The 21336-nt window shown below is 55.0% G+C and carries 14 protein-coding genes, 1 tRNA gene and 1 pseudogene; 13 read left to right on the top strand and 3 right to left on the bottom strand.

Annotated elements, in window-relative coordinates; genetic code table 11:
• Positions 1 to 25: 25 nt before the first annotated feature.
• Positions 26 to 790: a metal-dependent hydrolase gene (locus tag ENN66_00545; GenBank protein HDS15124.1), complete on the bottom strand. Its 765-nt coding sequence runs from the start codon at positions 788 to 790 to the stop codon at positions 26 to 28.
• The gene (locus ENN66_00540; protein HDS15123.1) at positions 783 to 1703 is read right to left on the bottom strand and encodes an ABC transporter ATP-binding protein; all 921 of its coding nucleotides are present in this window, start codon (positions 1701 to 1703) and stop codon (positions 783 to 785) included. The genes ENN66_00545 and ENN66_00540 overlap by 8 nt, the downstream gene beginning before the upstream one ends.
• A gap of 206 nt (positions 1704 to 1909) precedes the next feature.
• On the opposite strand from ENN66_00540, the gene ENN66_00535 reads away from it, so the two are divergent.
• Genes ENN66_00535 through ENN66_00525 form a run of 3 tightly spaced genes read left to right on the top strand, consistent with a single transcriptional unit; the run spans position 1910 to position 8615 of the window.
• Positions 1910 to 3328, top strand: a complete 1419-nt coding sequence (locus ENN66_00535) for a citrate/2-methylcitrate synthase (GenBank protein ID HDS15122.1) — start codon at positions 1910 to 1912, stop codon at positions 3326 to 3328.
• A complete protein-coding gene (locus tag ENN66_00530; protein ID HDS15121.1) occupies positions 3318 to 4376 on the top strand; it encodes a deoxyguanosinetriphosphate triphosphohydrolase in 1059 nt (352 codons plus the stop codon). The genes ENN66_00535 and ENN66_00530 overlap by 11 nt, the downstream gene beginning before the upstream one ends.
• A 51-nt stretch (positions 4377 to 4427) precedes the next feature.
• Positions 4428 to 8615 carry a DEAD/DEAH box helicase gene (locus tag ENN66_00525; protein HDS15120.1) on the top strand — a complete coding sequence of 1396 codons (4188 nt, stop codon included), beginning with the start codon at positions 4428 to 4430 and terminating at the stop codon, positions 8613 to 8615.
• 37 nt (positions 8616 to 8652) lie between these two features.
• On the opposite strand, the gene ENN66_00520 is transcribed toward ENN66_00525, so the two are convergent.
• Positions 8653 to 10464 carry a KamA family radical SAM protein gene (locus ENN66_00520; GenBank protein HDS15119.1) on the bottom strand — a complete coding sequence of 604 codons (1812 nt, stop codon included), beginning with the start codon at positions 10462 to 10464 and terminating at the stop codon, positions 8653 to 8655.
• A 165-nt stretch (positions 10465 to 10629) separates the two neighbouring features.
• Between ENN66_00520 and ENN66_00515 the strand changes: the two genes are divergently transcribed.
• The 10 genes and pseudogenes from ENN66_00515 to ENN66_00470 all read left to right on the top strand — a co-directional run bounded on the left by ENN66_00515 (position 10630) and on the right by ENN66_00470 (position 21332).
• Positions 10630 to 10705 (top strand) — tRNA-Gly (locus tag ENN66_00515).
• Between the two features lie 374 nt (positions 10706 to 11079).
• Positions 11080 to 12133: pseudogene (locus tag ENN66_00510) on the top strand (sugar ABC transporter substrate-binding protein).
• The gene (locus ENN66_00505) at positions 12117 to 14756 is read left to right on the top strand and encodes a response regulator (GenBank protein HDS15118.1); all 2640 of its coding nucleotides are present in this window, start codon (positions 12117 to 12119) and stop codon (positions 14754 to 14756) included. The pseudogene ENN66_00510 and the gene ENN66_00505 overlap by 17 nt, the downstream one beginning before the upstream one ends.
• 57 nt (positions 14757 to 14813) lie before the next feature.
• Positions 14814 to 15914, top strand: a complete 1101-nt coding sequence (locus ENN66_00500) for a glycerol dehydrogenase (protein ID HDS15117.1) — start codon at positions 14814 to 14816, stop codon at positions 15912 to 15914.
• Between the two features lie 237 nt (positions 15915 to 16151).
• Complete coding sequence (gene flgB / locus ENN66_00495; GenBank protein ID HDS15116.1) at positions 16152 to 16718, top strand: flagellar basal body rod protein FlgB; 567 nt, start codon at positions 16152 to 16154, stop codon at positions 16716 to 16718.
• 2 nt (positions 16719 to 16720) lie between these two features.
• Positions 16721 to 17164, top strand: coding sequence for a flagellar basal body rod protein FlgC (flgC, locus tag ENN66_00490; protein ID HDS15115.1), 444 nt, complete (start codon positions 16721 to 16723; stop codon positions 17162 to 17164).
• Between the two features lie 87 nt (positions 17165 to 17251).
• Positions 17252 to 17578, top strand: coding sequence for a flagellar hook-basal body complex protein FliE (gene fliE, locus ENN66_00485; protein HDS15114.1), 327 nt, complete (start codon positions 17252 to 17254; stop codon positions 17576 to 17578).
• A gap of 195 nt (positions 17579 to 17773) precedes the next feature.
• Entirely contained in the window at positions 17774 to 19381 is a 1608-nt protein-coding gene (gene fliF / locus ENN66_00480; GenBank protein ID HDS15113.1) for a flagellar M-ring protein FliF, read from the top strand.
• Between the two features lie 81 nt (positions 19382 to 19462).
• Complete coding sequence (gene fliG, locus ENN66_00475) at positions 19463 to 20482, top strand: flagellar motor switch protein FliG (protein HDS15112.1); 1020 nt, start codon at positions 19463 to 19465, stop codon at positions 20480 to 20482.
• Complete coding sequence (locus tag ENN66_00470) at positions 20427 to 21332, top strand: hypothetical protein (protein HDS15111.1); 906 nt, start codon at positions 20427 to 20429, stop codon at positions 21330 to 21332. Before fliG ends, ENN66_00470 begins: the two co-directional genes overlap by 56 nt.
• The last annotated feature ends 4 nt before the right edge of the window (positions 21333 to 21336 follow it).

The following is a 21336-nucleotide window of genomic DNA, read 5'->3' as shown; positions in this document are numbered from 1 at the left end:
GAACAAAGCCCACAACCTGAAGATTTTAACCACGCAGATTACAGCCTTTGTGCAAAAGCCATAAAGCCCAAGTTGAGCTCAACAGAAAAAAGCCCAGGGCCACCAACAGACTGGGGCCGAAGCCCACTTCGGAGACCCCGAGACAGGCGCGGCGAAAACCATCCACCAGATAAAAAAAAGGATTGAGATAAGAGACCTGCCGCCAGAACGGCGGCAGGTCGGCCAGGGCAAAAAAAACGCCGCTGAGAAAGGAAAACGGAACGATGACAAAATTCTGAAAGGCGGCGATATGATCCCACTTGTCGGCCATGATGGCCGCCACCAGGCCCAGGGCGCCCAGGGCGCCGCTGCAGAAAAAGGCCAGCAGCAAGGCTAGCAGGGGATGGTGCAGGGTTAGCGAAACAAAGTTCAAGGCCGTCAGCCAAACCCCGAAACCAACCAGCACCCCACGCACCACGGAAGCTCCGACAAAAGCCAGATAGAGCTCGAAATTGGAAAACGGAGCCAGCAGGACAAAAATCACATTGCCGTTCAGTCGTGACTGAAACAGACTGGAAGAACTGTTGGCAAACGCATTCTGCAGCATCGCCATGACCATCAGGCCGGGAACCAGAAAGGTCAGATAGTCAATTCCCGGCAACATCTGACGGCCATCACCAATCACGGAGGAGAAAACCAGCAGGTACAGCAGAACCGTAATCACCGGGGTCAGCAGGGTCTGAATCGAAACCTTCAGAAAACGCCAGACTTCGCGGGCAAAAAGAATATATAACCCATGCAGGTTAAACATCGGGCCGGCCTGTTGTAAGCTCGGCATAAACCTCGGCCAGTCCGGCTTCATGAAGGCTCAAATCAGAAAACTTGATCCCGGCCGCATCCAGGGCCGCGAGCACCGCGCCTACCTGATCCTTATCCTGGTGTAAACGTAAGAGGAGCTCCCCCTCACCCGCGCTTTCCCGATTTTTTTCCAGGGCTTCCGGCAGTTTCCGACAACTATCAGGGGTCAACTGCAAATGCAGCAGACGTTTGGAATAACGGTTTAAAAGCTCCTCCTTGGCGGCGCAGGCGACCAGGGAGCCGCAATTTAAGACCGCAATTTTCTCACACATCTTTTCGGCTTCCTCAAGATAATGAGTCGTCAGGATAATTGTGTGCCCCTGGCGGTTAAGCCCGCGGATAAAGTCCCAGAGCCGAACCCGAAGAGCGACATCGACCCCGGCCGTGGGTTCATCCAGGACAACTACCGGCGGTCGATGAACCAGGGCCTGAGCGATCAGTACCCGGCGTTTCATCCCTCCGGAAAGGTGATTCATCGAGGTTTGGGCCTTTTCCTCAAGACCCAGGGCCGCCAGCAGTTCTTCAAGCCAGGGGAAATTGGCGCGCCCGAGACCGAAGTAACCCGATTGCAGGGTCAACATCTCCCAAATCGTAAAAAAAGGATCATAAGCCAGCTCCTGAGGCACCACTCCAAGTTTATAGCGGGCTTGACGCCATTGTTTTCGAACATCGAAACCCAGCACCCGGGCCCGGCCCGAGCTGGCCCGGGTTAACCCGGCAAGGATGTTGATCAGGGTCGACTTACCCGCGCCGTTGGGACCCAGGAGAGCGAAAAAAGAACCCGCGGCAAGATTCAGACTGACGCCATCAAGAGCCTTCAGCAAACCATAATTCTTACTGAGATTTTCTATCTCCAGCGCCTGCATAAAAATCCAAAAAGTAATATTTACTTGACAAAAAGTTAAAAAATATAATAGGTTTACCCTTCGGTCCGCGTTTCCCAGCCCCTTTACAAAAAGCAACCGAGACATCGCCGGGACCTTTCATCTCATCTCCAACAGCTCTTTTTTTAAGGAGCAATCGCCGAACAAGGGGCCTCGCATACAAAGCATATTTCACGGGAGGCAATAACATGAACCGCCGCAGATATCAAGATTCCTCTGAGATCACCGAACTGATTCTTGACGCCGCAGCCCGGTCTCGGGCTGAAATCGGCCATATCGACAGCCATCCGGCCAGCGCTAAAACGGCTAAGTGGCCCATTGACTGTCAGGTTGGCCCCGGCCTGGAAGGCGCGATTGCCTGCGAATCAAAAATCGGCTATGTCAACGGCACCGCCGGTCAGCTTTCTTACCGGGGATATGACATTTTCGATCTTTGCGCACACTCGACCTACGAAGAGGTTTCCTTCCTGCTCCTGCACGGCTGTCTGCCGAACGCTGCGGAGCTGCAGGAATTTGAACAAAAACTGATCCACTACCGGCACATGAATAAAACCCTGCGCCTGCTGATGAGCTTTCCGGTCGAAAAGATGAACGCCATGGCGGCTTTGCGCATGGGCACCATTTTCATGCGCCAGGAGTTTACAGACCGCGACCAGGAACAGGCCAAACCCGATCCCAGTGACGCGATCAGCGCCGACGAAGACTCGATCGGCATGGAAACCAAGCCTCGCGGGGATGAACATGCCATCTATGAATTCAAACAAAAGAAGAAAAAGAAAAGCCGCCGCAAGGATAAACCGTCCTTGGATGATGCCAGCGGCCTTGAAGCCTGCTATCATCTGATCGCCGGAGTCCCGACCATCACCGCGGCAATTGCCCGCCTGCGTCACGGCCTGATGCCGTTTGAACCACTCAACGACTTAAGCCACGCCGGCAACCTTTTCTACATGATGAACGGCCGAAGGCCCTCCCCGATTGAAGAGCGCGTGCTTGACGTCGCCTTGATCCTACACGCCGACCACGGCATGAACGCCAGCACCTTCGCTTCGATGGTGGTGGCTTCGACCATGTCCGATATCTATTTTTCCGTGGGTTCGGGAATCGCCGCTTTGAACGGCCCCCTACACGGCGGCGCCAACGAACGCGTTCTGCACACCCTGCGGGAAATCGGCCATCCCCACAACGTCGAAAAGTGGGTCAAAGAAGCCTTCAAAGCCAAGCAAAAGATTCCGGGCTTTGGTCACCGGGTTTATAAAACCTATGACCCCCGGGCCCGGATTCTCGGCCCCCTGGCGAAATTTCGCTGCCTGGGCTGCCAGGCCGACATTCAGAACCTGATCAACACCGCCGAGCGACTTGAACAAGAAGTCATCGCCTCCCTGGCCCAGGAAAAAGGGATTTTCCCCAATGTTGACTACTATTCCGGGGTGATCTACAGCCGGCTGGGCATCGACCCGGCCATGTTCACACCGCTGTTCGCCGTCAGTCGGGTGGCCGGCTGGACCGCCCGGGTTCTGGAATATATCAAAAACAACCGGATTTTTCGGCCCCGGTCCCTTTATACCGGCAAATTCAATCTGACCTATCAAGCTATCGATGAACGCTGAGACGGAAATCTGTATCCGCCGGCAACTTGAACTACGGGAAAGGAGCCTTCTGGCTCCTTTCGCCGCTTTCAGCGAGAACTCCCGCGGCCGGCAAACAAAAGAGAAAGAATGCGCCTACCGCATGGCCTATCAGCATGACCGGGATCGCATCATTCACAGCAAGGCCTTTCGCCGCCTGAAATATAAAACGCAGGTTTTTCTGGCCCCCAGCGGCGACCACTACCGAACTCGTCTGACTCATACCTTGGAGGTCGCGCAGATTGCCCGGACCATCGCCAAAGCCTTGTTTCTCAACGAAGACCTAACCGAAGCCATCGCCCTGGGCCACGACCTCGGCCATACCCCTTTCGGGCACGCCGGCGAAACAGTCCTCAACCGTCTGCACCCCGGAGGCTTCAACCATTTTCAGCAGAGCTTGCGGGTGGTCGACATTCTCGAAAAGGACGGCCACGGTCTCAATCTTACGTTTGAAGTCCGCGACGGCATTATCAAGCACTCGAAAGGCAAGGGGCAGATCATCTCTCCCGCGCCGGAACATACCGCCGTCACCCTCGAAGGTCAGGTTGTCCGGCTAGCCGACATCATCGCCTATGTTAACCACGATCTCGATGACGCGATTCGCGCCAAAACCATTGCCGCGTCCCAGATTCCGAAAGAGTGTCGCGCCATCTTGGGAGAAAGCCATACCCAGCGAATCAACACCATGGTAACCGACATTATCGACCAGAGCCGGGCCGAGGCGGGCGCTTTAAAAATTTCCCCGCCCATACTGGAGGCCATGGTCAACCTGCGTTCCTTTCTCTTCGCCCATGTTTATGAAAGTCCTGAGGTTTACGGTGATTTTGTCAAGGCCAGTCGACTACTGGAAGAAATTTATCACTATTTCACAAAAAAACCCGGTGAACTGCAGTTGAAATATTACCCAGGGTACCTGGAAGACACGAGTTTCATAGACAATTTACGTGATTTCATCGCCAGCATGACCGATCGCTATGCTTTTTCGCTTTACGAAAAACTTTTCCTGCCCCACCCCTGGAACATTAAATAGACTTTCAGAGGATGACATCTCACCTCCAACGAAAATAAGTACAGATTTCCCATGACTGACACCCAAGTAACAAATCAGGACCCCGTAAAAAAACTCCTGGAACTGAATAAAGAGGAAAAATATTTTTTACAGATAACGGCGCTCTTGGACGGTAAGACCCCACGGGAAGAACTCTTTCGCATCATGAAAGCCCTGCCCATGAAAACCCCGGGCTCCACCCCGTGGGACCCGGATCGGGCTACGGAGACCCTGCGCAAGCTGAGAAACCTGGGACTCATCGACAACCACAACCGCTGTCACCCGCAAATCAACGAAATTGTCGCCCGCCGCCCCCTGGAGCGCCGAGCGCTTGATCTCTGTCACCAGCTGATTCGCTCATCCTATATCGACAATCACTCCCTGGACAACGATGAGCATAAGCTTTGCCAACGAACCCTGCGGAATTTCCGCCTGGCGCTTTACAGTCATGATCTGGAAACCCTGCAAAAATATCTGCCGATATTTTATCGCGCCCCTTACGATTCCAGGTTCCGCCATCCTTTCGCAAGCCTGGTTCTCTACCCTTTCGATCCACAATGGTTTGTAAAGCTGCCTCTGCATCTGCAGTTTACCGCCCTTGACGATTGTATCACCCACGCCCTTGAAGACTTGGTCGACACCCCGGAACTAGACAGATTCATTGTCACTAATTATCCGGCGGACAAAAGCGGCAGCCGGCCTTTCATCCTGCTCTACGCCCATAAGCTCCTGCTGAGCGGTCGTCTTCCCGAATTGGCCGAGCTCTGCCACCAGCATCATGATATTTTCTCAGGCAGCGGCTTTGCCGGAGCCTTGGCCGCAAGTCAGGGGAATTTTTCTGCAGGAAACCGGTTTTTCAACCAGGATCTCGAATCAGCCCATCTCCGCAATCCCGAAGGCCGCGCCTGTTTCGATGCGCCGATAGCCTTCTTCTACATCCTGGCGACCGGCCAGGCCCGCAACCTGACCTCCTGGATGGAAACTGCGACCACCTTGGCTGCCGGAGCCCGACAGTTTGCCTACAACCCTTTTACTCGAGACCTTTTTCACCTGGCCGACACCCTGCTCAAACTTTTTCAGGGGCTGACCTCCGAAGCTGAAAAAAGCTTTGCCGCTATTGAAAAACGCCCTCTGCGCTCGATTTTCACCCTGCTTCAGACCCTGGTCTCATACTGGCTCAGCGGCCAGATCGATTCGCATGAGCAAGAAAATCTGCGCCGCTTACAACTGCTGGCAGGAAGATTTTTCCCCTGGATTGAAATCGAGTGCAATTACCTGCTGCAGCTTGAAGAGCGTTCCGCAACCACCGAGATTCCGACCCCAACCGCCCCTCCCGAAACCACCGCTTTCAAGCCTTTGAGTCCGTCGGTCACAATTGAACCGGCCTGGCGTCGGACCCTGACGGCCCTCAAACAGCTGACTCCGAAAAGCTCAGCGAATGAATGCAAAACCGAGCCGGAAAAGAAAGCCAGACTGGCCTGGTTCATCAGCTACAACAGTCCGGGTGAGCTTTCCCTGACCCCTAAAATCCAGAAAGCGCTGTCGGATAAAAGCTGGAGTCCGGGGCGCAACCTCGCTCTGGGAAGGGTTTTCGCAGGCGAACACTTCAATTTTTTCACCCTGCAGGATCACCAGATTTTCCAGTCCCTGCTACGCCAAACCGATGACAAAGGGGAAACCTTTACCTTTGAACAAAGCCGGGCGATTCCGGCCCTGTCCGGACATCCATATCTATTTCTCAACGGACGCGACCAGATTCCGGCAAGCCTGCAGGCGGGACAAACTCGCATCATGGTTGACAAAAATGCAGCCGACGGGGAAATATCTCTGCAAATTTACCCTGAATTCAACGGCCGCGACTTCATGGTTGTCGAGGAAACCTCAGCCCGGTTCACCTTTTATCGCAACAACCATCAGCTCGAGGAAATTGCCCGTCTGCTAGGCCGGGATGGCTCCGCCATGCCCCCTGAAGCGGAGCCTGAAATTCCCGACCTTCTGGAATCCCTACTGCCGTTGCTCCCTGTCCACAGCAACCTGCCACTGACATCGGAAGGCTCGGCCCCAGCCGTCTCAGAGGCACAACTTTTTCTCCAGATATTTCCTGCCGGTGACGGCCTGCGTTTTGAGCTGACGAGTAAACCGCTGGGTCCCCAGGGGCCACAGTTACGCCCCGGCGAAGGGAAAAAGTATCTTTACGCCAAGATTGACGAAAAAACTTGCGCCGTCAATCGCGATCTTGAGCTTGAAAAGGAGCGCCGGCACATTCTGCTTGCGGCCTGCCCCGGCTTGGGAGAAGACAATGCCCAGGCCTGCTGGCAGATCACGGAAATCGAACGCTGTCTGCAAATCCTGCACGAAATCAGAATACTTCAGAAAAGGCTTCCGGATGAAGCCGCCTGGTTGATCTGTGAATGGCCGGCGGGACGAAAACTGGGACTCAAGGAAAAACCGGGGCCTTCAGCCCTACGCTTTAGGATAAAGCCGCATCAGGAATGGTTTAAAATCGAAGGCGAGCTTCTGATTGATGAAAAGGAGACCTTGAACCTGCGGGAGCTGCTGCAGAGCATGAAAAAGAAACAGGGTCAGTTTCTGCCGCTGGCCGACAATCATTTTATAACCCTGACCGAGGACCTGCAGCGCCGCATCCAGGAACTAAGTTTCTACCTCAATCACGAGGGCGGTGAGCTTCTGATTCACAAGGCCGCCACCGCCAAGGTCGCCGAAATCCTGGGCGACCTGCCCAAGGTTGAAGCCAGCCACTCCTGGCATGAGCAGCTGCAACGTTTCAAGGAAGCGGAAAACTTCAAACCCGAGATTCCAAGCACGCTTCAGGCCGAACTCAGAAGTTACCAAAAAGAAGGTTTTTCATGGCTCGCACGCCTGGCCCATCTGGGTTTCGGCGCCTGTCTGGCCGACGATATGGGACTGGGGAAAACGGTACAGACCCTGACCCTGATTCTGTCGCGGGCGGCCAGGGGGCCGGCTCTGGTCGTGGCGCCGACCTCAGTCTGCGCCAACTGGCATAAAGAATGTGAGCGCTTTGCGCCGATTCTGAACCCGATTCAGTTCGGCGGCAACGATCGTCAGGAGCTGCTTGACAAAATCAAACCCTACGACCTTCTGATCTGCAGCTACACCATGCTGCAACAGGAAAAAAAGATGTTTGCCGCCCGTGAATGGGAAATTATCGTGCTTGACGAAGCCCAGGCAATCAAAAATCTCAACACCAAGCGCTCTCAGGCGGCCATGAGCCTGAGGGGCCGGTTTCGCCTGACCACCACCGGCACCCCGATCGAAAACCATCTCGGGGAGTTGTGGAATCTTTTCCAATTCATCAACCCCGGGCTGCTGGGTTCGCTCGACCAGTTCAATCAGCGCTTCGCCATTCCGATCGAGCAGGAAAACAATACCGAGGCCCGGCTGCTTCTACAGAAAATCATTCAGCCTTATATTCTGCGCCGCCACAAGAATCAGGTTCTGCGAGAACTGCCGCCACGCACGGAAATCGTTTTACAGGTGGAGATGAGTGAGGCGGAACGTAACTTTTATGAAGCCGTTCGCCGCCAGGCCATCGACCGCCTGGAAGAAGCCGACACCGAGGAAAACCAGAACCGGGGGGGGACCTCGATTCAGGTCCTGGCAGAGCTGACCCGGCTGCGTCTGGCGGCCTGCAACCCTCGTCTGGTCCTGCCCGAAAGCACGATTGAGAGCGCCAAGCTCAAACATTGCGGCCGAATCATAGACGATCTTCTCGCCGGCGGCCATCAAGCCCTGATTTTCAGCCAGTTTGTCAAGCACCTTGAGTTGGTCCGCGCCTATTTTGATAAGAAGAAGATCGCCTATCGCTACCTCGACGGCTCCACCCCAAAAACGCGGCGTCAAGCCGAAATCAGCGCCTTTCAGGAAGGTCAGGCCCATCTCTTCCTGATCAGTCTTAAGGCCGGCGGTCTCGGTCTCAACCTGACGGCGGCCGACTATGTCCTGCATCTTGACCCCTGGTGGAATCCGGCGATCGAGGATCAGGCTTCGGACCGGGCCCATCGCATCGGCCAGAACCGGCCCGTGACGGTTTACCGGCTGATCAGCCGGGATACCATTGAGGAAAAAATCGTGCGTCTGCACCAGGAAAAACGCAACCTCGCCGACCAGATTCTTTCCGCCAGCGACCAGAGCGCCCGCTTCACGACCGGAGAACTGCTCAAATTAATCAAGGAAGGCTAGAGGGACAGACGCCTTCGCTTCAGAACCGGCGCGACCACTAAAAATAATACCAGATTGATTGATAATCCGCCACCGTCTCGCCAATGGCGGCCAACCTTTCCAGATACTCCAGCAGCGGCACATCCCGGGCGACATAGGGTTCGGGAGCGACTCTGACGATACCTTCCTCCCAGGGAAAGAATTCATAAATGCGAGAGCCATTAGCGTCCAAACCGATCATATAACGATGACGCAGCGAGCGAATATAACTTTTACCCTGACCGGGAACGTTATACACGGCTTCATCGGTACGCTCGATGCCGGGAGCCAGTCGGGCTTCCTCCGATTGTTCCTGCAGCAGCCGGGCAATCGGCACCCGGTAACCGGAAGTTTCCTCCTTGCCTTTGGTATTGAAGGTGTAATACGGATCAATGCCAACCTGACGCAAACGCCGACGCAAAAACACCGCTTCAAAACGACGCGAAACAAAGAAGGTGTAGACCAACTGGTTATAGACACCGATACCACGACGTTTAAGTCGGTCCACCGCCGCGACCACTTCCGGAGTCAACTCATAGGCATGCTCGGCATGCGTGACCACCGCCACTTCCAGTTTTCCGGGCCGGCGCACGGAGCCCAGAAAGTCGGCCAGTCTGTTACTGATGCGCATCGGCATGGTTATTGGAGTCCGGGTGCCGATACGAATGCGCTCGACCGTGGGAACGGCGGCCACCCGAGTCACGATGCTCTCAAACTGCTCATCATTCATCGCCAGCGGATCCCCCCCGGTAATCAGAACCTCGCGAATCGCCGGATGTTCCGTAATCCAGTTGAGCGCGGCTTCGATTTTTTCGGGTGCAGCCAGGGCATCGGGAGCCATGGCATCTTCAATTTCCCAGTTTCGCTGACAGTAAACACAGATTTGCGGGCAGGTATTGAAAGGCTTAAAAATACAGATTGAAGGATAGCGCCGGGTAATCAGGTCGATCGGCGAGGTGTCTTCCTCGCGCATGAAATCCAGTCCTGACAAATCCCCTTGTTCCAATCTGGAATCGACCACCCCTTCCACATACTCCGGCGGCGGCAGTACCTGAGCCCTAATCGCGGCGTCCCTTCGGGAGCCTTCCACCTCATCATCCATCAGGGAAAGGTAATAAGGAGTCACGCCAAAGGGCAGCCGATGTCGCCGGGCGCGGCGCACCGCCGCCGCCTCTTCCGGGCGAAGGGTAACCAACCGGGTCAAGGTCTCCGCGTCCTGCACAATGTTTGCCAGCTGCCAGCGCCAGTCCTGCCAGTGAGATTCATCCGCCCCGAAATATTTTTTCAGGCGCTCGCGACGCAAGCGCCGCCGAGCTATCGCTTCCTGGTTCAGGCCATCATCGTACTGCGCCATAAATCGCCCAACCCTGCGCTCTATGGCATCAAGTTGGCGCGAACGCAGAACCGCCGCTTCACGACCACTGATCAGCTGATTGCCGCCATGGTCATCATTGATCACGGCATGGCTTTCCACGTCAATCCCGCCTACCCCCTTAAAAAGGGAAATCAACTCCGCATAAAAGGCCGGGCTGAGATCTTCCCGGACCAATCCGCGAACCACATCAAACAGCGCCTGCGCGACACTGAATCCGGTGCGCTCTTCCGACTGCACGGAAAACACCGAACGCAGAATCGTGCCGCACAAAGTTACCCGACGCAGCCGCCCGGAACCGGCTCGGGCCAACCGGGTCAAGGCCTCACCTTCAATTTCATCCAGCCAGACAAGCAACTTTCGGCGCCAGGGTTCCAGGCGGCCACAAGCCTCATGTCCCAGAGCGAAGAGCTCCGGGACAACCTCACGCAGGAGCAACTTTGAAAAACCTGCGCTTATTCCTCCTTCTTTTTTCAAAACAAACTACCGCCTATTTATAACCCATCAGATTTACTATTTTTTTTACATTCTACACGATCAACGTGATTTTGTGAAGCAAAAAACCCAGGAAAAAACATTGACATCCGCCACGCTTCATTGTAAAGAGCTCAGCTGGAAATCGTCGCGGGATTAACTCAGCTGGTAGAGTGTCAGCTTCCCAAGCTGAAAGTCGCGAGTTCGAATCTCGTATCCCGCTCCAGAAAAAAATGGCCTTGCAACCATGCCATTAAAGTTAAAAGGGCGGAGAGTCATCCTCCGCCCTTTTTGTATCTTCGGCGCCACTCTGACATCGGCATCAAATCGGCATCAAATCGGTCGGCGCGCCGACGTTCTCCTTTTCGTTCCCTCCCCGCAAGCAACCTTGGTTTTATGAGAGAAACATCGTTGGCCACCAAAATGCTTTTCGTCCGTTGACACTAGGTCGGCCGAAGGGTGTACAATGCGGGAATCCGTTTTTCCACAAGGTTGCGGGCTTTCTAAAACTGGCCCTGCCCGTAAAACCTCTTTCCGCGAAAACCGTTGCGCAAACCTTGAGCGCAAGCGATGCGGGCGATTTCACGCCAACGGGAAGCCATGAACAATCTCCGGTTCGCCGCTTTGACCTCTGCTTCATTCTGGCTTGGAGTTGCGGCGTTGTTGTTGACGGCGGCGGCCATGGTCAGGGCCGAGGAATTTCAGCTGGGGGTTCTTTACTGGTCCATGAATATCCCGGCCAGGTGGCCATACGCAGGGGGCTGGAAACCGAAGCGGAGCAAATCAATCAGGCTTTGGCGGCAAAAGGCGGCACCCTCAGACTGTTGCACCGGGTGGCGGGGGATGGCGAGGCCGGTATCGAAAACCAGATAAACCAGATGTATGAAATACTGGCGATACCGGTCGATTGCATTATCATTCAGCCCACAGACAATGCCGCCCTGGCGGCCCCCTTGCGCACCGCCAACCTGGCGCGAATTCCGGTGGTTGCCTATGACCAGTATATCAGCGGCGGCCAACTGGCGGCCTACTGTACGTCCGACAATTATCAAGCCGGGTACCTCGACGGCGAATACATTTCCTCAAAATTTACCGCAGACCATGAGATCCGCCTGGTTCTGGTCGAGTATCCCCACGTTTCCTCCACAGTGAAGCGGGTCAACGGCTTTCTTGACGCACTACAGGCACTCGGTTGCCGTTATAAAATTCTCAAAACCTATTTCGCCGTCGAACCGGTCGGCGGCCATAGGGCAGGGCTGAACATCCTCCATGATTTTCCAGAGGCCCACAGTATCGATGTCATTTTCACGGTCAATGACGGCGGCGGCCTGGCCGTGGTCGAGGCCCTGGCCCATGCCGGCCGCCGCGAGATCATGGTGGCCACCATTGATGGCGATCCGGCGTCAGCGGAAAACATCAGGGCCGGCCGCCTGACCGTTATCGATTCCGCTCAATTTTGCGGCCCGCTCGAGGCCCAGGCGATGAAAACCGTCTTTGCCCTGCTCTCTGGAGGCACCCCCCCTATCATGCTTTGGTCCCCGTTTTCCCCGTCACCGTCGAAAGCCTGAACATCTATCCCGATTGGCAGGGACCGATTCCGACCGAGTTCAAAAAAGCTGGCCCAGCCAGGCCCCGCGATGGCAGGGAGATTTGAAAATAGTCAGCCAGCAGCGCCCGGAGTAAGCCTCATGACCCGGGCTTATACCTCATCGAAAAACCACCATGATCGCAAGCTCGCCTTAAGTTTCGGCGCCATCGTCCTCCTGCTGATGCTGGCCCTTTTCAGTCTGGCCAGCCACCTTTTCATCCAGCTGTACGAGAAGAAAGAGGATCGCCTGTCCTCGATGCTCGCCACTATCTTTGCCGATTCCATCGCCAAAGTCAGCTTTTCCGGCAAATACCATACGCGCCTGTTTGTTGAGGAAATCCAGGACCGCATCCCCGCCCTGGCCTTTATCTCGGTGGAGAACAAGGAGGGGAAAATCATGGCCCACAGCCGGTCCGGTGAAAACAACACCTACCTCCAGGGCCGGGAAAGTACGAGGCTTCGCGACCTGAGTCTGAATCACAATACAATTGTTTCGGCTGATCGCATTTGCGACGGCCAGGTAATCAAGGAGGTGGTTTCACCCTACCGCAGCACCTTGGATAACGAGCTTATGGGCGTGGTGCGAATCGGCATCAAGATGGATAAAGTCCACAAGGAGCAACGCAAAACCATAATCAGACTGATCATCCTGATTATCATCCTGACCTTGATAGCAATCGGTGGCATCCTGTTGCTCAGCCGCCATTTCGGCGACGCCCACCGCATCCTCGCCACCCAGTTGCGGGGAATTTTAGCCCACGCCCCACTGCTGATAACCATCACCAACCAGGATGGCCGGTTGCTGGATTGCAGCAAGCAGTGCGATGAACTGTTTGGTTCTCTTCCCGACCGACGCACCCTGAAACAATATCTGGAGGGTCATCTCTCTCCCCCGGACATTCTGCGCCTGTCCCAGGCCAACGACGCCATCTTCACTACCGGTCAAGCGGTGGAACTGGAGCTGGAGATTGAATTACATGGGCATAAGCGAATCTGGCACGTCAGTAAATTCGCCATTGCCCATAATGATCACGGCCGCCCCAATCTGATCTGTACCTTTGTTCACGACATCACCGAACGCAAGCAGTCGGAAAAAAACGCCACCGAGGCCAAGGATCAATGGGAGCAAACCTTTGACGCGATTGCCGATATCATCACCATCCATACCCCAGACATGCGGATCGTCCGAGCCAACCAGGCTGCCGGAAGAATGTTCCAGGTGGCGCCCGAGGCCTTGATCGGCAGGTTCTGTTATGAAGTGTTCTGTGAGGCGTCCGCACCCTGCTCCGGGTGCCCCGAACTGCGAAGCCGGCATGATCAGAGGCATCATCAAGCCATCATCCACCATCAGAAACTGGGGAAATCCTTTGAGGTCGCCTCCTTCCCCTTTATCGACAACGGCCGGCTTTCCGGTTTTGTTCATATCGCCAAAGACATCACAAAAAGTCTGATGCTGGAAGAACAACTCCGACAATCTCAAAAACTGGAAGCGATCGGCACCCTGGCCGGAGGTATCGCCCACGACTTCAATAATATTTTAACCCCTATCCTGGGCTATGCGGAAATGGCTCTGACCGACATCGATCCAGGCTCACCCCTGGCTCAGGAACTGCAGCAGATCTGCGCGGCCGCAGGGCGCGCCAAGGATCTGGTCCAGCAAATCCTGGGATTCAGTCGCCGTGGTCCACAGGACGAAAAAACATTTCACCCACACGTGGTGGGCAAAGAGGTGCTCAAGCTCCTGCGCTCCTCCCTACCCAGCACCATCGAATTCAAAACCGATATCGATGATAACTGCGGTACCATCCTGGCGGATTCGACCCAGTTTCACCAGATTATCATGAACCTCTGTACCAACGCCTACCATGCCATGGAGAAAACCGGCGGCATTCTGGGCCTTGGCCTCAGCCGGGTAATCATTGATAAAGATGACCACAAGGTGGCCAGTTCAGAACTCATACCGGGCGACTATATCATGCTCAGTGTCAGCGATACCGGTTGCGGCATGGACCGCAGGACTTTAGAACGAATCTTTGAGCCCTACTTTACGACCAAGATCGCTGGCAAAGGCACCGGCCTGGGACTTTCCGTGGTACATGGTATCGTCAAAAGCTACGGCGGCCAGATCGGAGTCTACAGTGAGCCGGGCAAGGGCACGACCTTCCGCGTCTATCTGCCTCGAACGGCCGACCAGCCGATACTTGACGAGGTGACAGCGGGTTTTCGCCTGCCCTCCGGCCAGGGGCGGATACTGGTCGTTGATGACGAGCAGACCATCACGGCCATGCTCCGGAAAATCCTGGAAGGGCTCGGCTATCAGGCGACCGTTACCAACGACAGCCGTGAAGCCCTGTCTCTGATCGAGGCCCAACCGTCCTTTTTCGATCTGCTGATCACAGATATGACCATGCCCTACCTGACCGGTATTGAGCTGGCGCAAAAGGCTATGGCTTTAAATACGGAGCTGCCCATCATCCTTTGCACCGGTTTCAGCGAACTGATCAACCAGGAACAGGCTTACGCCATCGGCATCCAAGCCTACCTGAGCAAACCCATCTTGATCCGGGAATTGGCCCTGACCCTGCACCGTCTCCTGACCAAGGATAAGAACCTCAACCTGAGTCACTCAGATCAAAGCAGGATTATGCAGAGGTTTTATACTCCGATTATCTGGCAACCAAGTTCGTAACCTGACCAGCGCTTTAGCCCTGCAGCAAAAGGATGATTACATGTTAAAAAAAAAGCCATGTTCCCCGGAAAATATATTCAAGGCCGCCATGCGCTCAGAGAATTGCCATCGCTGGTCTCACGGTTCGGCAAACGGGGGCTGATTCTGGCCTCACCAAGCGCGCATAAAACCATCCTTTTCAACCGGAACATGGAATCAATAAAGGCCGCCTTGCCGGTTGAGCGATTCAATGGGGAATGCTGCGAAAAGGAATTGTCGCGACTGGCGACAGTCCTGCAAGAGAAACAAGTGGATGTTCTTGTGGGTATGGGCGGCGGCAAAGCCATCGACACCGCCAAGATTGCCGCCGACCGGGCAAACATTCCGATGCTGATTATCCCTACCATCACCTCAACCGACGCTCCCTGCAGCGGCTGTGCCGTATTGTATTCAGAGCATGGCATTTTCGAACGCGTCTATTATCAGAAGTCAAACCCGGCGGCCGTGCTGGTCGACATGGAAATTATCGCCCACGCCCCCGTCCGTTTTCTGGTGGCGGGTATGGGCGATGCGCTGGCGACCTGGTTCGAAGCCAAGTCCTGTGACCACACTCAATCCAGAAATGAGTGCGGTGGGCTGAGCACATTGGCGGGACTGAACCTGGCCCGGCTCTGCTACGATACCTTGCGCAACTATGGCACGCTTGCCAAAATTGCAGCCGAACGACAGATCATCACCCCGGCGCTTGAACATATTGTAGAAGCGAATATTCTGTTAAGTGGCATCGGCTTCGAAAGCGGTGGCCTGGCCAGCGCCCACTCGCTTCACAACGGCCTCACCGCCCTGAAAGAAACCCACGCCTATTACCATGGTGAGAAGGTGGCTTTTGGGGTTCTGACCGGCCTCCAAATTACCGCTGCCTCTCCGAAGGAAACGACCGCCGTGTTCTCATTTTGCGAAGCCGTGGGTCTGCCAACCACCCTCGCGGACATCGGTCTGCGAAACTGCGACCGCGACCGACTGATGGCCGTCGCGGAAAAGGCCTGCGCTCCCGACGAAGGCATTCATCACGAAGCCGGAAAAATCACGCCGGAAAAGGTACTTCATGCCATTCTGGCAGCTGACGCCATTGGCGAAAACCGTAAAAAATCCGCTCGAACCGCCGCGCCCTCAACATAGATGCGCCACGGCGTTTTCTTCCGAGACCGGGAATTTAGCCTGACCATCCACATGATTCCGGTGGACCGGTTTACCGGGATCGCGGGTCCCGTTTTTTACGGTCAGAAAAAGAAGCCTTTCCACCAAGCGCCCACAGAAATGACCGTTATGATACTTCGAATGTAGTCGCCAACCCAAGCCGCAGGCTCGTCCTTTCTGCAGTTTCACTTCATTATCTTCTGCTCTCCTGTCCCGGCCATGCGGGGCCAGATCAACCCGTTCCACACAAGCTCCGGCTTCCAAACAAAATGGCACGCGGATTGCATACCAAAAGCCCTGAGTCAGCCCAGGAGAATCAAACCGGCTGATTCTGCCTCATTCTTTTACCATTGGAGCGTCAATCCCATGACTATCAACAAACTTTTTGACAGTACCTGCCAGCTCCTGATCAACACAGCCGCGTTGCGTCAGAAAAAAGGCGAAGTCATCGCCGCCAACATCGCCAATCTGGAAACCCCCGGTTATCAGGCCCGCGATTTCAGGTTTGCCGACGCCCTGCGGCAGGCAACGGCTAACCCGACAAGCTCGCCATCCATGCTCACCACGCATGCCACTCACCTGGGCGGACGAAACTCACTTGGTGCAATTCGCGGAACATATACTCTCAAGCATAATCAGCTGGGCGGTTTCGACGGCAACACGGTCAACCTTGATCAGGAGATGGCCGACCAGGCCATCAACAGCGGGGCCTACAACCGAACCATGCAGATGCTAAAAAGCAAAATGGCGATTCTCAAAAACGCCATTATCGAAGGAGGTAAATAAGCATGGGTTTTGACGGTATGATGAAGATCAGCGCCGACGGCATGGCGGCCCAGCGTTACCGGCTCAATGTCATTTCCAGCAATCTCGCCAACCAAAACACCACCCGGACCCCGGAGGGCGGCCCTTACCGGCGACGGGACGTGGTTTTTCAAACCAGCCCGCCGGAGCCGAAAGACACCGACCCCAGGCAAGCTGCTGCAGCCCTCGACTCGCAACCGATGTCGGTCAAGGTGATCGACATCATTACCGATCCGGCGCCGCCGATACTCAAATATCAACCCGGACATCCGGATGCCGACGCCGACGGCTATGTCGCCTATCCCAATGTCAACACCTTTGAGGAAATGGTCAACATGCTTTCCGCTACCCGCAGCTACGAAGCCAACGCGACCATCATGAAAAGCGCCAAGGAAATGGCGGATAAAACCATTGATCTGCTAAAATAGGTTCATGCGAGCTTTAAGCCCACAAACCGTGGTTTCACCTGCGGGAAAAAGCTTCAACTTCGTTGCTGACCAGAGAAAGGCTACCCCATGAATATCACCAGAACCGATAACCCCTTCACATCGCCCTTACAGGAAATGCAGCGTCTGACAAGGGAGGCCGAAGGCCTCCCACCGGCTTCGGAGAAAAACGGTCAGCCCGGGTTCTCCGCGACCCTGAACCGAGCTCTGAACGAGGTCAACCGGCTGCAACAGCAAGCTGACACCAGGATTAACGACGTCAGCACCGGTCGTTCCCAAGACACCCTGGGCGCGGTAGTGGCCCTGCAGCAGGCCGATCTTTCCTTACAATTTCTGGCTCAGGTCCGCAACAAGGCTATCAAGGCCTATGAAGAAATCATTAAAATGCCGGTCTAATGCAGGAGCGCGTCCCGCCACTCGAAAGCGTTTCCTGCGGCCCGCATCTGAAGGCACTTCCGGTGGTCGCAAAGCGATAAGTTTATCAGAACATTTCAAGGTATTTAAACTCCGGCAAGGTTCACCCCGGGGCAGGACAACGGCCCGCGCCGACCATACGTCCGCGAGGTTTCACATCCGGACGAATATTTATCGATGGAAAATTTTGAGGATCAACCCATGAATTATTTCAAAGCGTTCATAGAGTGGTTTAAATCACGGAGCACCGGCCAGAAAATCGGTCTGCTCGGAGGCTCGGCGATTATCATCATCGGCCTGGTTACGGCCCTGTTGGTTTCCCTGACCACGATTTACACCCCTCTTTACTATAACCTCTCCCCGGAAAACGCGGCCGAGGTTGTCGATTACCTCAAACGCAACCGCATTCCTTACCGTCTGGCCGATGCCGGACGCACGATCAAGGTTTCCCGGAACGATGTCTATGAAGTACGCCTGGAGCTGGCCGGCAGTCAGGTCATGAGCGGCGGAGTCGGCTTTGAAATCTTCGACAAAAGCAATCTCGGGGTCACCGAATTTGTCCAGAACATCAATTTTCAACGCGCCCTGCAGGGAGAGCTCGCCCGAACGATCACGGAAATCAAACAGGTTGAATCGGCCCGAGTGCATCTGGTTCTGCCCAAGGAAAGGCTGTTCAGTGAAAACCAGCAAGACGCCACCTGCTCGGTCATCGTCAAACTTCATCCCGGGGCTCGTTTGAAAAACGAGCAGGTCGAAGGCATCATGTCGCTGGTGGCCGGCAGCGTGGCCGGTCTTGAACAAGGGAAGATCACGGTTCTGGACACCTATGGATCGGTGCTGTCCAAAGACCTGGGCCCGCGGCCCGGCCAGGATCAGCTGTCGGTCAACGAAATGAATTTTCGCAAGGAATACGAACACAGCCTGGAAGAACGTCTGCAATCCATGCTTGAACGGGTAGTCGGCAGACAAAAGGTGGTGGTCAGGGTGTCCGCCGACCTTGATTTCAACAAGGTTGAAAAAACTGAAGAAATTTTTGATCCGGACCAGGTCGCGATTCGCAGCGAGCACCGCCTCACGGAAAAACAACTTAGCCAGGACGGCGGCGAAGCCGGCGTTCCGGGAGTCAACAGCAATGTTCCGGGCCGGGATTTTGGGCAAAGCCCCGGCGCCGGCAAACACAGGAACCTTGACAAAGCCGATGAGATCCGCAACTATGAGATTTCCAAGCTGGTCAGTCGCACGATCATGCCGGTCGGAGCAGTAAAAAAAATCAGCGTCGCGGTCATGGTCGACGGCAAGTATGAGAACGGTGCCGACAAAGAGAAAAACTATGTTCCCAGAAGTGAGGCCGAGCTTCAGGTCTATACCAGCATGATCAAAAAAGCGATCGGCTTCAACCAAAAACGCGGTGATCAGGTCGAAGTCGCGAATCTTGCTTTCAATAATGAAAGTCTTCAGACCGAGGTCGAAGAACTCAAAAAAGCCAATCTCTACAGTATGATCTATCAGGGGCTTAAATATTTTGCCATCGCTCTGGCGACTCTTTTTTTCTACTTTAAAATCCTTAAACCGGCCTGGCACGGCGTCAGCGGCAGTTTCGGGTCTCGACCCGCCGGCACCATGACCGCCGGCAAAGGCCTGGGAAAACTGGCCGATGACATCTCTGAAAAGGTCGAGATTTCCCGCCATGAGACGGTCATGGACCAGGTTGCCGAGTTTGCGTCCAAGAGTCCTGAGGAGGTTGCCAAAGTTGTTAAACTGTGGTTAAAGGGACAGGCGGTATAGCACCGGCAAGAAAAACCCAGCAACCAAGACCGGAGCCTCCTGATAACCGCGCCGGCAACCTGACGAAAACCTGAAAAAGACATGGCACTAAACAAAAAAGAAGGCACGCTCAGCGGTCGGCAGAAAGCGGCGATCCTGATGCTCGGACTGGGCGAGGATGTCGCCGCCCGTGTTCTGCGGCATTGCAGCGAATTTGAGCTTCAGCAGCTGAGCCAGGAAATCACCCACCTCGGTGACATTCCCGGAGAAGTGACGGAAAACATCGCTCGGGAATTCGCCGAAACCGTCGGCCACAAAGTGATCTTTTCCGGCGGCCGGGACTACCTGCGTAATATCCTGATCAAGACCATGGGAACCGACAAGGCGGAAAGCTTCCTCGATAAAGTGCGTGATTCCCTGCGCCATAAACCTTTCGGCAACCTCGCTCATGTCGACGCCAAGGTTATCGCTTCTTTTATCCGGAATGAGCATCCGCAGACCATCGCCCTGATTATGGCTCACCTTGATCCGGAAAAGGCGGCCGAAATCATCACCCTGCTGCCGGAAGGCATTCAGGGCGATATCATGCTGCGCATCGCTTCCCTTGAAGCGGTCCCCCGGGAAATGATTGATGAAATCGAGACCGTCCTCGATGGCGAACTCAAAAATACCGGGGGCATGGCCAGCGAGGGACTGGGCGGGGTCCAGGCGGTCGCCGAGGTAATCAACAACCTCGACAAGAACTCGGAGGCATCAATCATGGCTGTCGTCGAGGAGCACAACCCCGAGCTGGCCGATGAGATTCGCAAACTGATGTTTACCTTTGACGACCTGATCCATGTCGACGACCGGGGCATTCAGGCGATTCTCAAGGAAATCAACAACGAAGACCTGCTGTTGGCCCTTAAATCGGCCATCGACGAGGTCAAGGAGAAGATTTTCCGGAACATGTCGCAACGCGCCGCCAGCATGATTCAGGACGACCTCGAAGCCCTGGGGCCGGTAAGACTCTCCGATATCGAAAAAGCTCAGCAGGGAATTGTTAAGGTTGCCCGCAAACTTGAGGATGAGGGTAAAATCATCATCGCCTCAAAAGGAGGAGGAGGTGATATCGTTGTCTAGTCATACTAAAGGCGGCTTGCCGCCCTCCTTTAAAACCACGACCTATTCCCGGCTTGAGGCCGGCAAACCTCAAACCGGTTCGGAGATCAAACCCCTTAACCTGCCCTGCCTGTCTCAGCATGGCGCCGGAAGCGGAAGAAGGGGAAAGCCTTCGCTTGCCGAAAAGCCTTTCAAAACAACGGCATATCCGCAGTTTGAGAAAGACTTCGCCGAAAACGGGAACCGGCTTGAGCAGGAAGCCCTCCTGCTGAAAAAACGGGAGATCATTGAAAGTTATCATCACCAGGCGGTTGCGGAAAAAAATGAGCTGCTGCGGTTGGCACGGGAAGAGTCCGACGCCATAATCGCCGCGGCCCAAACTGAGGCCCGCCTGACACAGGTTGAAATTCGCCGCCAGGCCCACGAAGAGGGGCTGGCGGCGGCGGACACGGAAATAAAAAAACGCCTGGCTGATTTTGATGACTTACTTCAGCGGATCAGCACCATTGAACAACAGTGCCGTCGGCAACATGAAGAAGCCATGGTTGGTCTGGCCATCGATTGCGCCCGCAAACTGGTTGGTCGCGAACTTTCCCTGGATGAAACTATCATTACCAGCTGCGTCGAAGAAGTTTTCAAGGAAAGCAGCGTCCAGGGCCGGGTAACCCTGTTCCTAAACCGCGAGGATTTCGCCTTGATCAATCAGGAAAAAGGGCGCCTGCTGGCTGCGGCTCCGCGCATTCACGAATTGAAAATCGAAATCGGCGAGGGTCTGGAAAAAGGAGGCTGCATTCTTGAATCACCGACCGGCCGCATTGATGCCAGCCTGCGCGGAAAGTTCGAAGAGCTCCAGCGTTTGCTGGGGCGCTAGGCTC

It is taken from the genome of Pseudomonadota bacterium (genome assembly GCA_011049115.1).
GTDB lineage: Bacteria > Desulfobacterota > Anaeroferrophillalia > Anaeroferrophillales > Tharpellaceae > DSCM01.
The sequence above is the reverse complement of the archived record's forward strand: the minus strand, read 5'-3'. Positions and strand labels throughout refer to the sequence as shown.